The sequence below is a fragment of the Massilia sp. UYP11 genome (assembly GCF_050434805.1).
Taxonomy (GTDB): Bacteria; Pseudomonadota; Gammaproteobacteria; order Burkholderiales; family Burkholderiaceae_D; genus Telluria.
In genome coordinates this window covers 302,144-316,237 of sequence record NZ_JBNDJE010000001.1, presented here as the reverse complement: position 1 = coordinate 316,237, position 14,094 = coordinate 302,144, and the positions used below count along the sequence as shown (strand labels likewise).

Sequence of the window (14,094 nt, the reverse complement as noted above, 5' to 3'; positions counted from 1 at the left end):
GGAACCGACTTAGGCAGCCAGTTTCTTGGCTTTCTCGATTGCCTCTTCGATCGTGCCGACCATGTAGAACGCTTGCTCCGGCAGGTGATCCAGTTCGCCCGATGCGATCATCTTGAAGCCCTTGATCGTGTCTTTCAGCGAAACGTACTTGCCTGGGGCGCCGGTGAAGACTTCGGCGACGTGGAACGGCTGCGACAGGAAACGCTGCATCTTGCGAGCGCGTGCGACGACCAGCTTGTCTTCCGGCGCCAGTTCGTCCATGCCCAGAATCGCGATGATGTCACGCAGTTCCTTGTAGCGCTGCAGGGTGCCCTGCACGGCGCGCGCGGTTGCGTAGTGCTCTTCGCCGACGACCAGCGGGTCCAGCTGGCGCGAGGTCGAATCGAGCGGGTCGACCGCAGGGTAGATACCCAGCGAAGCGATGTCACGCGACAGAACGACGGTCGAGTCCAGGTGGGCGAAGGTGGTGGCAGGCGACGGGTCGGTCAAGTCATCCGCAGGGACGTAGACGGCCTGGATCGAGGTGATCGAACCGGTCTTGGTCGAGGTGATGCGCTCTTGCAGGCGGCCCATCTCTTCGGCCAGGGTCGGCTGGTAGCCCACCGCCGACGGCATACGGCCCAGCAGTGCCGAGACTTCGGTACCGGCCAGGGTGTAACGGTAGATGTTGTCGACGAAGAACAGAACGTCCTTGCCTTCGTCACGGAACGCTTCCGCCATGGTCAGGCCGGTCAGCGCGACGCGCAGACGGTTGCCTGGTGGTTCGTTCATCTGACCGTAGACCATCGCCACTTTCGAGTTGGCCGGGTTTTCCAGGTCGACGACCTTTGCATCGGCCATCTCGTGGTAGAAGTCGTTACCTTCACGGGTACGCTCACCCACGCCGGCGAACACGGACAGACCCGAGTGTGCCTTGGCGATGTTGTTGATCAGTTCCATCATGTTGACGGTCTTGCCGACGCCGGCGCCGCCGAACAGGCCGACCTTGCCGCCCTTGGCGAACGGGCAGACCAGGTCGATGACCTTGATGCCGGTTTCCAGCAGGTCGGTCGACGGCGACAGTTCGTCGTAGGCCGGCGCATCGCGGTGGATCGATGCCATGCGCTCGTGGCTGACTGGACCGCATTCGTCGATCGGGTTGCCCAGCACGTCCATGATACGGCCCAGGGTCGGCACGCCGACGGGAACCATGATCGGCTTGCCGGTGTTCTGGATCATCATGCCGCGACGCAGGCCTTCCGAGCTGCCCAGAGCAATGGTACGGACCACGCCGTCGCCCAGCTGCTGCTGGACTTCCAGGGTCAGTTCGGAGCCTGCCATTTTCAGTGCGTCGTACACTTTCGGCATAGCGTTACGCGGAAATTCCACGTCAACCACGGCGCCGATACACTGAACGATTTTGCCATCAGCCATGTTCGTTCCTTCAGATATATATAGTTAGATTCTTATGCTTGATCGCGGGAGCAACCGTTAGACGGCTGCTGCGCCCGACACGATCTCGGAGAGTTCTTTGGTAATCGCAGCCTGGCGGGTCTTGTTGTAGACCAGCTTCAGGTCGCTGATGACGCTGCCGGCGTTATCGCTCGCGGCCTTCATCGCGACCATGCGCGCCGATTGCTCGGACGCCAGGTTTTCCGCCACTGCCTGGTACACCAGCGCTTCCACATAACGCACCAGCAGCTCGTCGATGACGACTTGCGCTTCCGGTTCGTAGATGTAGTCCCAGCCGTGGGCGCCTGCATCGGCCACCAGCGCTTTCGCCGGCAGCGGGAGCAGTTGCTCGACCATCGTTTCCTGCTTCATCGTGTTGATGAACTTGGTGTAGCACAGGTAGACGGCATCGAGCTTGCCTTCCTGGTACGCGTCCAGCATCACTTTGACCGGTCCGATCAGCTTGTCCAGTTGCGGTGCATCGCCCAGCTGGGTCGCTTGCGAGACCAGCTTCATGCCGACGCGGTTCAGGAAGCCCAGGCCCTTGTTGCCGATGGCGACTGCCTCGACACGGTTGCCCAGTTGCTCCTGCTCACGCGCCTTCTGCGTTACCTGGCGCAGGATGTTGGTGTTCATGCCGCCGCACAGACCCTTGTCGGTCGTGATGACGATGAAACCCACTGCCTTTGCCGACACGCCCTTGGCTTGCGCCATGAATGCGTGCGTGTACTCCGGGTTTGCGCCCGCCAGATTGGCGGTGATGTTACGAACCTTGTCACTGTAGGGACGGGCGGCGCGCATGCGATCCTGCGCTTTGCGCATTTTCGATGCGGCGACCATTTCCATCGCCTTGGTGATCTTCTTCGTATTCTCTACGCTCTTGATCTTGCCACGAATCTCTTTGCCTGCTGCCATGAGTCCTCACTCCTTCCGGGCACCGGCGCCGCCCGCAGGCGGCGCCGGTCCATCAATTAATATGCGCCGGATTTCTTGAAATCAGCAATGGCGGCGGCGAGCAGTGCTTCGCTGTCCTTGTCCAGTTGCTTGGTTTCGTCGATCTTCGACAGCAGGGACGCGTGACCCGACTTCAGGAAAGCATGCAGACCGTGCTCGAACGGCAGCACTTTCTTGACTTCGATATCGTCCAGGTAGCCCTTGTTGACGGCGAACAGCGACGCGGCCATCAGCGAGGTCGACAGCGGCGAGAACTGCGGCTGCTTGAGCAGCTCGGTCACGCGCGCGCCGCGGTCCAGCTGCTTGCGGGTCGATTCGTCCAGGTCCGATGCGAACTGCGCGAACGCAGCCAGTTCACGGTACTGCGCCAGGTCGGTACGGATACCGCCCGACAGGCCCTTGATGACCTTGGTCTGGGCGGCGCCACCGACGCGCGACACCGAGATACCGGCGTTGATCGCAGGACGGATACCAGCGTTGAACAGCGAGGTCTCCAGGAAGATCTGGCCGTCGGTAATCGAAATCACGTTGGTCGGCACGAAGGCCGAGACGTCGCCGGCCTGGGTTTCGATGATCGGCAGTGCGGTCAGCGAACCGGTCTTGCCGGTGACGGCGCCGTTGGTGAACTTCTCGACGTAGTCGGCGTTCACGCGGGCTGCGCGCTCGAGCAGACGGCTGTGCAGGTAGAACACGTCGCCTGGGTAAGCTTCGCGGCCTGGCGGACGGCGCAGCAGCAGCGAAATCTGACGGTAGGCGACGGCCTGCTTCGACAGGTCGTCGTACACGATCAGCGCGTCTTCGCCGCGGTCGCGGAAGTATTCGCCCATCGCGCAGCCCGAGTAGGCCGAGATGTACTGCATGGCGGCCGATTCCGACGCCGATGCGGCCACGACGATGGTGTACTCCATCGCGCCGTGCTGTTCCAGCGAACGCACGATGTTCTTGATGGTCGACGCCTTCTGGCCGATCGCGACGTACACGCAGGTGACGCCTTGACCTTTCTGGTTGATGATCGCATCCACCGCCACGGCCGACTTGCCGGTCTGGCGGTCGCCGATGATCAGCTCACGCTGGCCACGGCCGATCGGCACCATCGCGTCGATCGACTTGATGCCGGTCTGCATAGGCTGCGACACCGATTCACGCGCGATGACGCCTGGCGCGATCTTTTCGATCGGGGCGGTCAGGGTGGTGGCGATCGGACCCTTGCCGTCGATCGGCTGGCCCAGCGCGTTGACCACGCGGCCACGCAGTTCAGGACCGATCGGCACTTCCAGGATACGGCCGGTGGTCTTGACGATGTCGCCTTCCGAGATGTGCTCGTAAGCACCCAGGATGACGGCGCCGACCGAGTCGCGCTCGAGGTTCATCGCCAGGCCGAAGGTGTTGCCTGGGAATTCCAGCATCTCGCCCTGCATCACGTCCGACAGACCGTGGATGCGGCAGATACCGTCGGCGACCGAGATCACGGTGCCCTGGTTGCGGACGTCTGCAGAGCCTTCCAGGCCCTGGATCCGGCTCTTGATCAGCTCGCTGATTTCAGATGGGTTAAGTTGCATGCTTGCTAACTCCAATTATAGTTTCTTGATGCGTAGGGCAAGGGCGGGACGTCGGCCGATGCGAGTGCACACTATCGATCACGAAGCCAGTGCAACGTGCATCCGTTGCAGCTTGGCGCGTACCGAGGTATCGAGCACTTCGTCGCCGACGACCACGCGCACACCACCGATCAGCGAGGGATCCACTGTCACCGTTGGGTTCAGCTTGCGGCCAAATTTCTTTTCCAGCGTGGCGACCAGCCCGTTCAGTTGGTCGGCCGACATCTCGAACGCGCTGAAAATCGTCGCGTCGGCTGCGCCTTCGTTCGCGTTCTTCAGGATCGCGAACTGGGCGCTGATCTCGGGCAGCAGGTTGATGCGGCCGTTTTCGGCCAGCATCGCGATAAAGTTCTTCGCTTCAGGAGTCAAAGGAGCCTTGACCAGCGACGCAATCGTGTCCGCCAGTTGTGCATGCGTGACGTTCGGGTTGCTGGCGAAGGCTTGCACATCGGGATTGGCGCCGATCTGGCCCAGTTCCGACGCGATCGCCGACCACGCATTCATGTCGCCGGATTGGGCGACACGGAACAGCGCTTCGGCGTAAGGGCGGGCGACGGTTGCGAGTTCAGCCATGATCAGAGCTCGGTCGACAGTTGCGACAGCAGGTCGGCGTGGACCGCTGGGTTGACTTCGCGCTTGAGGATCTGCTCGGCGCCGGCAACCGCGAGGGTTGCAACCTGGCCACGCAGTTCTTCGCGCGCGCGGGTCACTTGCTGCTCGGCGTCGGCCTTGGCGGCAGCGATGATGCGTGCGCCTTCTTCGGCAGCGGTTTTCTTCGCTTCTTCGATAATCGCTGCAGCGCGCTTTTCGGCGTCGGCGATACGCTTCTGTACTTCGTCACGGGCGCCGGCCAGTTCGGTCTGGACGCGCTTTTCGGCGGCAGCCAGGTCGGCCTTGCCGCGATCGGCAGCGGCCAGGCCACTTGCGATCTTTGCGGCGCGCTCGTCGAGCGCCTTCATCAGCGGCGGCCACACGAATTTCATCGTGAACAGCGCCAGGATGAAGAACACCACCAGCTGTGCAACCAAGGTGAAATTAAGGTTCACGGGTTTATCCTTCTTACAGAAACACGGATGCCGAACCAGAATCTGGTTCGGCCCTTCAAGACTTCGAGAGCGAGTCTTAGGCGACTGGCGGAACGAATGGGTTGGCGAATGCGAACAGCATTGCGATACCAACACCGATCAGGAACGCCGCGTCGATCAGACCAGCCAGCAGGAACATCTTGGTCTGCAGGGTGTTCATCAGTTCTGGCTGACGTGCAGAAGCTTCCAGGTATTTACCGCCCATCAGAGCGATACCGATACAAGCGCCGATTGCGCCCAGACCGATGATCAAACCGCAAGCCAGTGCAACAAAAGAAAGGTCAGTCATGAAAAACTCCAAAAGTTAAAATTAAAAACTAGATTAAAAACTACAACTTCTTTACAACCACATTCACTCGATGCTTGCGGCTTCGATCAGTGGCCTTCGTGAGCCTGACCGAGGTAAACCAGCGTCAGCATCATGAAGATGAATGCCTGCAGGACCACGATCAGGATGTGGAAGATCGCCCAGATGGAACCGGCAATCACGTGGCCGATGAAACCGAACATCGTTGCGGTTCCGCCCAGCAGTGCGATCAAGAGGAACAGCAGCTCGCCGGCAAACATGTTGCCGAACAGTCGCATACCGAGCGACACCATTTTTGCTGCGTATTCAATGACGTTCAGGAGCAGGTTGAACGGCGCCATCCAGATGCCGAACGGTGCCGAGAACAGCTCGTGGAGCCAGCCGCCGAAGCCCTTGATCTTGATGCCGTAGTAGATCATCAGCAGCAGCACGCCCAGCGACATGCCGATCGGCGCGTTCAGGTCGGCGGTCGGGACCACACGGTGATACGGGAAGATGTGCTCGACGCCGAAGGCGGCGAACAGCCAGGCCCACATGTCGACCGGCAGCAAGTCCAGCGCGTTCATCAGGACGATCCAGACGAACACGGTCAATGCCAGCGGGGCGATGAAGCTGCGGTCGCCGTGCACGATGGTCTTGGCCTGGTCGTCGACCATTTCGAACATCATTTCGACGAATGCCTGGAAACGGCCAGGAACGCCCGACGTCGCCTTGCGCGCGGCGGCCCACATCAACAGGCAGCCGGTCAGGCCCATGGCGATCGACCAGAACAGGGTGTCGTAGTGGATCACCGAAAAATCGACCGGACCCACCTGGTACTGGTTCTTCAGGTGGCCCAGGTGGTGAATGATATATTCGGATGCGGTGGGCGCGTGCGCTGCGCCGTCTACTGGAGTCGCCATGTCGTCATTGCCTAAATAATAAGATGATGTAACTTTTTAGTGCCACGATGATTCCAGCCACCAGTGCTAGCCAGTTTAGATCGTGATACAGCCACGCAGTTGCGCCTAAAAGCGCCAGCGTTAATGCAATCTTTACAAATTCCCAGATGAAAAATGTCGCGGGAGTAGCCGTTCCAGACGCGGACGCGGCGAACAAGCGCACTGCCATGATCCCGTTGGGTACGACACAACACAAACCGCCTAGTACTGCCGAAAACATCGCAGCCCATCCCCCCAGTAGTGCGGCGATCAGGCCGACGACTACCGTTGCTATCAACTGCAGGGAAACGATGCGTAGCATATTTTTTTAGCTCTTGCGCTAGCGCATTTTGGACGTACTACGAGGTGATAATTACAAGAATCGCCGGAATTATAAGTGGTTATACGGACGTGAGTCAAACGATTCCACACTTATAACTGGGACGAATAGTTGGCGAAAATGTGACACGATGCCGACGGATAGCACAATATTTTCAGCTACTTAAGCTCAGATCGTGTATAGAGGGGTATGTGACAATTGCGCGGTTTTACGTAGCGCGCAGGCCGCGCCGGCCGCTGCGCGAGTTGATAGCGCTAACGCGAATTCACGCGAATTCACGCGCGCTAATGCGCGTCAGGCGGCCCGCCAGATAACCGGCCGCCTGGTGACGCCACCCCATGCGAACAGGTGGCGTCCCTGTTTTAACGCGCGCAGACGCGCGAGCACCTTTTACGCGCGCAGACGCGCGAGCACCTTTTACGCGCGCAGACGCGCGAGCACCCCTTCCAGGATATCCAGGTCGGCGAAGTCGATGATCATCTGGCCCCTGCCTTTCGCGCCCATCTTGAACAGCACCGGCGTCGCCAGCTTGTCGGACAATTCTTCTTCGAGGCGTACGATGTCGCCCGGCTTGTCCTTCGCGCGCGAAGACTGGGCCGGCGCCTGTTGTTCCTCGAGCGCGCGCGCCACCAGCTTCTCGGTCTCGCGTACCGACAGGCGCCGGGCGATGACGTGATTGGCCAGCGCGATCTGGTGCGCGCTATCGACCGCCAGCAAGGCCCTGGCATGACCCATGTCGATATCCCCCGCCATCAGCATGGTCTGCACCGGCTGTGCGAGGTTAATCAGGCGCAGCAGGTTCGACACCGCGCTGCGCGAGCGGCCAACCGCCCCGGCCGCCTGCTCGTGCGTGAAATTGAAGTCCGAGATCAGGCGCTGGATGCCCTGCGCCTCCTCGAGCGGGTTCAGGTCTTCGCGCTGCATGTTTTCGATCAGGGCCATGGCGGCCGCGGCCTGGTCGTCGACGTCGCGCACCAGCACCGGGATCTCTTCCAGGCCCGCCATCTGCGCCGCGCGGAAGCGTCGCTCGCCGGCGATGATCTCGTACGGCGCGCCGCCACCCGCGGTGCTCCCCTGTTGCAGCGGACGCACCAGCACCGGCTGCATGATGCCCTGGGTCTTGATCGAGGCGGCCAGCTCGGACAGGCTCACCTCGTCCATGCGGGTGCGCGGCTGATACTTGCCGGCCTGGATCTGGGTGACCGCCAGGACCGAAGGCAGGTTGCTTGCGGCGGGCGCGGCATCCATGTCGCCGCCGAGCAGGGCGTCGAGCCCTCGGCCCAGTCCCTTGAGTTTTTTGGTTGCCATTGTTGTGTCAGCTCTCTTGATGATTACATGGTCTTGATGCGCTGGACCATTTCTGCGCCGAAGGCGATGTAGGCCTGCGCGCCTTTCGACGCGGGATCGAAGGTCACGCCGGGGATGCCGTAGGACGGCGCTTCGGCCAGGCGGACGTTGCGCGGGATAATGGTCTTGAACACTTTGTCGCCGAAGTGTTGCTCGAGCTGGCTCGACACCTGCTGCGACAGGGTCATGCGCGGGTCGAACATCACCCGCAACAGGCCGATGATCTTGAGGTCGGTGTTCAGGTTGGCGTGCACCTTCTTGATCGTGTTGACCAGGTCCGACAGGCCCTCGAGCGCGTAGTATTCGCACTGCATCGGGATGATCACGCCATGCGCGGCGCACAGGCCATTGAGCGTGAGCAGCGACAGCGCGGGCGGGCAATCGATCAGGATGAAGTCGTAGTCGGCGTCGACCGCGGCCAGCGCGTCCTTGAGGCGCCGCTCGCGGTTCTCGAGCGACACCATCTCGACTTCGGCGCCGGCCAGCTCGCGGTTGGCGGGCAGCACGTCGAAGCGCCCCGCCTCGGAGCGCACGCGGGCGCCAGGCACGTCCGACTCGCCCAGCAGCACCTGATAGATCGACGATTCGAGCGCCGCCTTGTTGATGCCGGCGCCCATGGTCGCATTGCCCTGCGGGTCGAGGTCGACCAGCAGCACGCGCTGGTCCAGTTTTGCCAGGCCTGCCGACAGGTTGACGGAGGTGGTGGTCTTGCCTACCCCACCCTTCTGGTTCGCAACGCAAAAAATCTTCGCCATCTATTCTCTTTCCTGAAAGCGGCTACAAGACGCCATACCGTTCATACCGTACAAACCATTTGAATGATTCATACTGAATAAACGATATAAACGATTTATACGGTTTATACGGTTACTACGATTACTATCGTTTAAGCAGTTCGCTCGATGAACACGAGATGGCGCTCCGCCCCCAGCCTTGGCACGTTCAGTGGCTGCAAATCGCTCACTTTCCAGTCGCGCGGCAGCCGTTCGCGTTCCTCGCTCGGCGCTACGCCTTTCAGGGCGATGAATTTGCCGCCCTGTGCCAGCAGGTGTCCCGACCAATTGACGAAATCGGACAGGTCGGCGAAGGCGCGCGAGGTGATGACATCGAATTTATCGCTCACGACCAGGTCTTGCACCTTCATCGTGTGCACCGTCACGTTGGCCAGGCCCAGTTCGGCCTTCACTTGCGTGAGGAAGGCGGTTTTCTTGTGCACGGTGTCGATCATCGCCACTTTCATGGCGGGCCGCGTGATGGCCAGCACGATGCCCGGCAATCCGCCCCCCGCGCCCACGTCCAGCACGTTGTGCGCGTGTTTGAATGCCGGCAGCGCGGCCAGCGAGTCGAGCAGGTGGTGGGTCACCATCTGCGCCGGGTCGCGCAGCGACGTCAGGTTGTACACCGCATTCCATTTGTGCATCAGCTGCAGGTAGGCCATCAGCCTGCCCTGCTGTTCTGGCGTCACGTCCAGGCCCATCTCGGCGACGCCGTCGGCCAGCACCCTGGCCAGTGCATCGCGGTCGAACGCATACCTCATTGCGCCGCCTCCGACGTGGTCGGCGCAAAACCCTTGGCGCCGCGTTTCTTCAGGTGCACCAGCAGCAGCGAGATCGCCGCCGGGGTGACGCCCGAGATGCGCGACGCCTGGCCCAGGGTTTCGGGCCGCTGCTTGTCGAGCTTCTGGCGCACCTCGAACGACAGGGCCGCAATCTCGAGGTAATTCAGGTTTTCGGGCAGCTTCAGGTTTTCGTAGTGGTCGTGCCGCTCGACTTCACGTGCCTGGCGATCGATGTAGCCCGAATACTTGAGCTGGATCTCCACCTGTTCCTTCACGGCCGGATCCGCGACGCCGGGGCCGGCCAGCGGCTGGCCCTCGCTGCCCTGCATCGTCATCAGGGTGTCGTACGCGACGCCCGGCCTTCTCAGCAGGTCGGCCAGGTTGTACTCGCGTTCGAGCGCCTGCCCCACCACGCGTTCCGATTCGGCCGCGGCCAGGATGCGCGGGTTGACCCAAGTTGCTTTCAGGCGTTCCAGTTCACGGGCGACGGATTCGCGCTTGATCTCGAACGCCTGCCAGCGCGCGTCGTCGACGATGCCCAGCTGGCGGCCGATCTCGGTCAGGCGCATGTCGGCATTGTCCTCGCGCAGCGACAGGCGGTATTCGGCGCGGCTGGTGAACATGCGATAGGGCTCGGCGACGCCCTGCGTGGTGAGGTCGTCGACCAGCACGCCCAGGTAGGCTTCGGAGCGGCCCGGCGTCCAGGCATCCTTTCCCTGGGTCTGCAGCGCGGCGTTCAGGCCCGCCAGCAGACCCTGGGCGGCGGCTTCTTCGTAGCCGGTGGTGCCGTTGATCTGGCCGGCGAAGAACAGGCCCTTGATCGCCTTCGTCTCGAGCGACGCCTTCAGGCCGCGCGGGTCGAAGTAGTCGTATTCGATCGCATAGCCGGGACGCAGGATGAAGGCGTTCTCCATGCCGCGCATCGAGCGCACCAGCGCCAGCTGTACGTCGAACGGCAGGCTGGTCGAGATCCCGTTGGGGTAGAACTCGTTGGTGGTCAAGCCTTCCGGCTCGAGGAAGATCTGGTGCGACTCTTTCGAGGCGAAGCGGTGGATCTTGTCCTCGATCGACGGGCAGTAGCGCGGGCCGACGCCTTCGATGACGCCGGTGTACATCGGGCTGCGGTCCAGGCCAGCGCGGATGATGTCGTGGGTACGCTCGTTGGTATGCGTCACCCAGCACGGCACCTGGCGCGGATGCATCGCCACATTGCCCATATAGGAGAACACCGGAACCGGATCAAGGTCGCCCGGCTGTTCGGTCAGCACCGAGAAGTCGATGCTGCGGCCGTCGATGCGCGGCGGCGTGCCCGTCTTGAGGCGCCCCTGCGGCAGCTTGAGTTCCTTCAGGCGCGCGGAGAGCGACATCGCCGGCGGGTCGCCCGCACGGCCGCCCGAGTAGTTCTGCAAGCCGACGTGGATCTTCCCGTCCAGGAACGTGCCGGCGGTGAGCACCACGGCGCGGGCACGGAACTTGACGCCCACCTGGGTGACGGCGCCGACCACGCGGTCACCCTCCACCATCAGGTCGTCCACCGCCTGCTGGAATAGCCACAGGTTCGGCTGGTTTTCCAGGCGCGAGCGGATCGCCGCCTTGTACAGCACGCGGTCGGCCTGGGCGCGGGTGGCGCGCACGGCCGGGCCCTTGGACGAGTTCAGGATGCGGAACTGGATGCCCGCCTCGTCGGTCGCGATGGCCATGGCGCCGCCGAGGGCGTCGACTTCCTTGACCAGGTGACCCTTGCCGATACCGCCGATCGACGGATTGCACGACATGGCGCCAAGGGTTTCGATATTGTGGGTCAGCAGCAGGGTCTTTTGACCGGTGCGTGCGGACGCGAGTGCCGCCTCGGTGCCGGCATGGCCGCCGCCGACGACGATGACGTCGAATTCAGTAGGAAATAGCATGATGGGGTGTGGAGCGAGGAGACGATGCGCGATTATAGATTCTTTTTTCTTGCTGGACTCTGCATGGGTCTGAAAACGACAGATTTTGTTTCACGTGAAACCTTGGCCGGTAGTTCTTGCCAATGTGTTTCACGTGGAACACGGCAAAAAAAACCGGGGCAGACCCCGGCTTGGATGTTCCACGTGGAACAGTCTTACCAACCCAACTTTGTGAACGAATCGTAGGCTGTCTTTACAATCAGCGCCGACACCACGAGCAGGAACAGCTTGCGCACAAAACCGCTTCCATGCTTCAAGGCCAGCCTGGTGCCGATCAGGGAACCGGCGATCTGGCATCCCGCCATCAGCAGACCCAGTTGCCACAACAGATGGCCGCTGTAGCCGAACCACATCAGCGCCGACAGATTGCAGGCGACATTGACGACCTTGGCCGCAGCTGACGCGCTCAGGAAATCGAAGCCGAAGAAGCGGACGAACAGGAACAGCAAGAAGCTGCCGGTGCCCGGTCCGAAAAAACCATCGTAAAAACCGATGGCGGCGCCGATGCCGATCGCCCAGTAGCGCTCGGCCATGCCGCTATGCATCGGCGCGTGCACCGCGCCGAGATCCTTCTTCATGAACGTATACACGGCGACTGCCACCAGCACGAACGGCAGCAGTGCGCGCACGAAATCGGCCGGCACCCGGGTCACGGTCCAGGCGCCGGCGAAGGACAGGGCAAACGCGGCGATGGCTGCCGGCGCCGCGGTGCTCCACGCGACCCGCACCCGGCGCGCGTAACTGGCGGCGGCCGAACCGGTGCCGAAAATCGCTGCGAGCTTGTTGGTGCCCAGGATGGTTGCCGGCGCTTCTCTCGGCAACAGGGAGAACATGGCAGGAAGCTGGATCAGGCCGCCGCCACCGACAACGGCATCGACCAGGCCGGCGGCAAAGGCGGCGCCGCCGAGCCACACTACATCGATCATGGGAGACTTTCGGGCGAAGTGCAGAGCCAATATTTTACGGCAAGCAAGCTCGTCCAGCGCGGCTCAGCCCTTCCCGTTCAGCCCTTGCCGCTCGAGCTCTTTTCCGGCGCGAGTCATACCGGCGAAACCGCTGCCTTCGAACGCACGCCCAATGAATTGCGCTCAATGGCGAGGCGGCTGGGACTGCGCATCCAGGCGCTGCAGTACACAAGCGAGCACGCAGTTGACGGCGCCAGCGCTGACGTCGTGCGGCATCCCGGTCTCGCCGGTGCCGCGCAGGTCGGGAGCGGCGACGCGAACCACCCACCGCGGCCAGGGCAGAGATCTCACACCAAACCGCATCGGCATTCCGGAACGCCATGGAGGAACACGGCTGCCGGGCCCACACCGGCAGTGATGTCATGCATGTCTCGAGCCAGTGACCCTGGGACAGCGATACGACGTGCCTCGTTTCGCCGCATCTCTGTCGATGCACGGTTCGATGCCCGACTCGATGTGAAGCAGCTTACCAGAACGTAAACGCCTGTCCAGAGCCCATCTGTGGATAAGCTACTTGATATCCACAGGTATCGTTTGTGCAAAACTCCTCTTTTTTGCACAGGCAAAAATCTTGTCCAGATTTGCCACCAAGCAGTTTTCTCACCAGTGCACGGGCTTATCCTTGATCTACACCCCTGATTTATCGATCATTAATCGGCTTATCCACAGAGACCTGCCACCGTTAACTACTACTATCATTCTTGTATACAGATCTTGGTTGTAAACCTGACGAGCTTTTTTAAAAAAAAATTTTGCCCGATCGTGGTAAATCCGCGAAGAGCGATTCTGCCTACCGACGCTGCCAGCCATCTCGACAGTGCGCTCCGCGCGCAGCTCGCAGACTGACAACCGTCTTCAATCATCTGGCCGCTGTGGAAAACCGCAGGCATATCCACAGGATGGAATGTGCAGAAACCCCTGTCTTATGCAGACAAGCAATTTCTATCCAACTTTCCTACAGCGCCAGCACAAGTGTTTTCCCACCGCTTTACTCGACCGTAAACCACTGATGTTGTGGAAAGAATTGTTCTTATCCACAGAGAGGCGTGCGTTTACTACTACTATCATTTTGTATACAAGCCTTTAGATACAACAATATAGAAAAGTCGCGCCTTCAGCGCTTCCAGCCGCCCCTCGTTGCCGCACGCGACCCAATGCATGCAAAAAAATCGGTATGCACGCGCACCTGGTCACCGTGAACGCACCGGTGCCTGCCGCCGCAGTCCAGGCAGCAAGACCACCGCCAAGCCTGCAGAACCGTAAAAACAGGATCCGGGCTGTGGAAAAGCCGCTGCATATCCACAGCATCAGATGTGCAGAACAGGCCATATTTGCGATTGCCGATTTGTTGTCCCAAAACCGTGCAAGCCACACGCAAGCCTTGTCCATCCTGTATACGACGCCGTAAACCGTTGATACTGTGGAGTAAACCTGTCTTATCCACAGAGAACGTCACGTTTACCTACTACTATCAACCTTGTATACATATCTCTTAATTAAATAAGCAAACACAGCGCAGGCAAAAAAAAGCGTCTTCCAGGACAGGCCATTCACCTCGTCCAGCAAGAACCAATATCGTTGCAATTGAAGGACTGAAAGCGATGGAAGCTGTGTACAATCCGTCCCTTATGCACAGTTGCCGA

General features: G+C 60.9%; 14 protein-coding genes. 1 reads left to right on the top strand and 13 read right to left on the bottom strand.

Features of this window, described 5'->3' with window-relative positions:
• Window positions 1-9: 9 nt before the first annotated feature.
• From atpD to ABIB38_RS01335, 13 genes are all read right to left on the bottom strand, one after another.
• Window positions 10-1,413: a F0F1 ATP synthase subunit beta gene (gene atpD / locus ABIB38_RS01395; RefSeq protein ID WP_429201106.1), complete on the bottom strand. Its 1,404-nt coding sequence runs from the start codon at window positions 1,411-1,413 to the stop codon at window positions 10-12.
• Between the two features lie 57 nt (window positions 1,414-1,470).
• On the bottom strand, window positions 1,471-2,346 hold the full coding sequence (atpG, locus tag ABIB38_RS01390; protein ID WP_429201104.1) for a F0F1 ATP synthase subunit gamma: 876 nt from the start codon (window positions 2,344-2,346) through the stop codon (window positions 1,471-1,473).
• Between the two features lie 56 nt (window positions 2,347-2,402).
• The gene (gene atpA / locus ABIB38_RS01385) at window positions 2,403-3,944 is read right to left on the bottom strand and encodes a F0F1 ATP synthase subunit alpha (RefSeq protein WP_429201102.1); all 1,542 of its coding nucleotides are present in this window, start codon (window positions 3,942-3,944) and stop codon (window positions 2,403-2,405) included.
• Window positions 3,945-4,022: 78 nt separating this feature from the next.
• The gene (locus tag ABIB38_RS01380) at window positions 4,023-4,556 is read right to left on the bottom strand and encodes a F0F1 ATP synthase subunit delta (protein WP_429201100.1); all 534 of its coding nucleotides are present in this window, start codon (window positions 4,554-4,556) and stop codon (window positions 4,023-4,025) included.
• A gap of 2 nt (window positions 4,557-4,558) precedes the next feature.
• Window positions 4,559-5,029 carry a F0F1 ATP synthase subunit B gene (locus tag ABIB38_RS01375; protein WP_429201098.1) on the bottom strand — a complete coding sequence of 157 codons (471 nt, stop codon included), beginning with the start codon at window positions 5,027-5,029 and terminating at the stop codon, window positions 4,559-4,561.
• A gap of 76 nt (window positions 5,030-5,105) precedes the next feature.
• Window positions 5,106-5,357 (bottom strand): F0F1 ATP synthase subunit C, encoded by a 252-nt coding sequence (gene atpE, locus ABIB38_RS01370; protein WP_429201096.1) that lies wholly within the window; start codon window positions 5,355-5,357, stop codon window positions 5,106-5,108.
• Between the two features lie 86 nt (window positions 5,358-5,443).
• A complete protein-coding gene (atpB, locus tag ABIB38_RS01365) occupies window positions 5,444-6,277 on the bottom strand; it encodes a F0F1 ATP synthase subunit A (protein WP_429201094.1) in 834 nt (277 codons plus the stop codon).
• A gap of 4 nt (window positions 6,278-6,281) precedes the next feature.
• The gene (locus ABIB38_RS01360; protein ID WP_040774964.1) at window positions 6,282-6,617 is read right to left on the bottom strand and encodes an ATP synthase subunit I; all 336 of its coding nucleotides are present in this window, start codon (window positions 6,615-6,617) and stop codon (window positions 6,282-6,284) included.
• Window positions 6,618-7,052: 435 nt separating this feature from the next.
• Complete coding sequence (locus tag ABIB38_RS01355; RefSeq protein WP_429201093.1) at window positions 7,053-7,943, bottom strand: ParB/RepB/Spo0J family partition protein; 891 nt, start codon at window positions 7,941-7,943, stop codon at window positions 7,053-7,055.
• A gap of 23 nt (window positions 7,944-7,966) precedes the next feature.
• Window positions 7,967-8,737 (bottom strand): ParA family protein, encoded by a 771-nt coding sequence (locus ABIB38_RS01350; protein ID WP_429201091.1) that lies wholly within the window; start codon window positions 8,735-8,737, stop codon window positions 7,967-7,969.
• A gap of 131 nt (window positions 8,738-8,868) precedes the next feature.
• Window positions 8,869-9,519 carry a 16S rRNA (guanine(527)-N(7))-methyltransferase RsmG gene (gene rsmG, locus ABIB38_RS01345; RefSeq protein ID WP_429201089.1) on the bottom strand — a complete coding sequence of 217 codons (651 nt, stop codon included), beginning with the start codon at window positions 9,517-9,519 and terminating at the stop codon, window positions 8,869-8,871.
• Complete coding sequence (mnmG, locus tag ABIB38_RS01340; RefSeq protein WP_429201087.1) at window positions 9,516-11,447, bottom strand: tRNA uridine-5-carboxymethylaminomethyl(34) synthesis enzyme MnmG; 1,932 nt, start codon at window positions 11,445-11,447, stop codon at window positions 9,516-9,518. The genes rsmG and mnmG overlap by 4 nt, the downstream gene beginning before the upstream one ends.
• A 194-nt stretch (window positions 11,448-11,641) precedes the next feature.
• Window positions 11,642-12,412, bottom strand: a complete 771-nt coding sequence (locus ABIB38_RS01335; protein ID WP_429201085.1) for a sulfite exporter TauE/SafE family protein — start codon at window positions 12,410-12,412, stop codon at window positions 11,642-11,644.
• Window positions 12,413-13,625: 1,213 nt separating this feature from the next.
• On the opposite strand from ABIB38_RS01335, the gene ABIB38_RS01330 reads away from it, so the two are divergent.
• Window positions 13,626-13,859: a hypothetical protein gene (locus ABIB38_RS01330; protein ID WP_429201083.1), complete on the top strand. Its 234-nt coding sequence runs from the start codon at window positions 13,626-13,628 to the stop codon at window positions 13,857-13,859.
• Window positions 13,860-14,094 lie beyond the last annotated feature (235 nt).

Excerpts from the sequence above, each read along its gene's own strand:
- atpG (WP_429201104.1), bottom strand. The coding sequence starts at position 2,346 with ATGGCAGCAGGCAAAGAGATTCGTGGCAAGATCAAGAGCGTAGAGAAT.
- ABIB38_RS01335 (WP_429201085.1), bottom strand. The coding sequence starts at position 12,412 with ATGATCGATGTAGTGTGGCTCGGCGGCGCCGCCTTTGCCGCCGGCCTG.
- atpD (WP_429201106.1), bottom strand. The coding sequence starts at position 1,413 with ATGGCTGATGGCAAAATCGTTCAGTGTATCGGCGCCGTGGTTGACGTG.
- ABIB38_RS01360 (WP_040774964.1), bottom strand. The coding sequence starts at position 6,617 with ATGCTACGCATCGTTTCCCTGCAGTTGATAGCAACGGTAGTCGTCGGC.
- atpE (WP_429201096.1), bottom strand. The coding sequence starts at position 5,357 with ATGACTGACCTTTCTTTTGTTGCACTGGCTTGCGGTTTGATCATCGGT.
- ABIB38_RS01355 (WP_429201093.1), bottom strand. The coding sequence starts at position 7,943 with ATGGCAACCAAAAAACTCAAGGGACTGGGCCGAGGGCTCGACGCCCTG.
- rsmG (WP_429201089.1), bottom strand. The coding sequence starts at position 9,519 with ATGAGGTATGCGTTCGACCGCGATGCACTGGCCAGGGTGCTGGCCGAC.
- ABIB38_RS01350 (WP_429201091.1), bottom strand. The coding sequence starts at position 8,737 with ATGGCGAAGATTTTTTGCGTTGCGAACCAGAAGGGTGGGGTAGGCAAG.
- ABIB38_RS01380 (WP_429201100.1), bottom strand. The coding sequence starts at position 4,556 with ATGGCTGAACTCGCAACCGTCGCCCGCCCTTACGCCGAAGCGCTGTTC.
- atpB (WP_429201094.1), bottom strand. The coding sequence starts at position 6,277 with ATGGCGACTCCAGTAGACGGCGCAGCGCACGCGCCCACCGCATCCGAA.
- mnmG (WP_429201087.1), bottom strand. The coding sequence starts at position 11,447 with ATGCTATTTCCTACTGAATTCGACGTCATCGTCGTCGGCGGCGGCCAT.
- atpA (WP_429201102.1), bottom strand. The coding sequence starts at position 3,944 with ATGCAACTTAACCCATCTGAAATCAGCGAGCTGATCAAGAGCCGGATC.
- ABIB38_RS01330 (WP_429201083.1), top strand. The coding sequence starts at position 13,626 with ATGCACGCGCACCTGGTCACCGTGAACGCACCGGTGCCTGCCGCCGCA.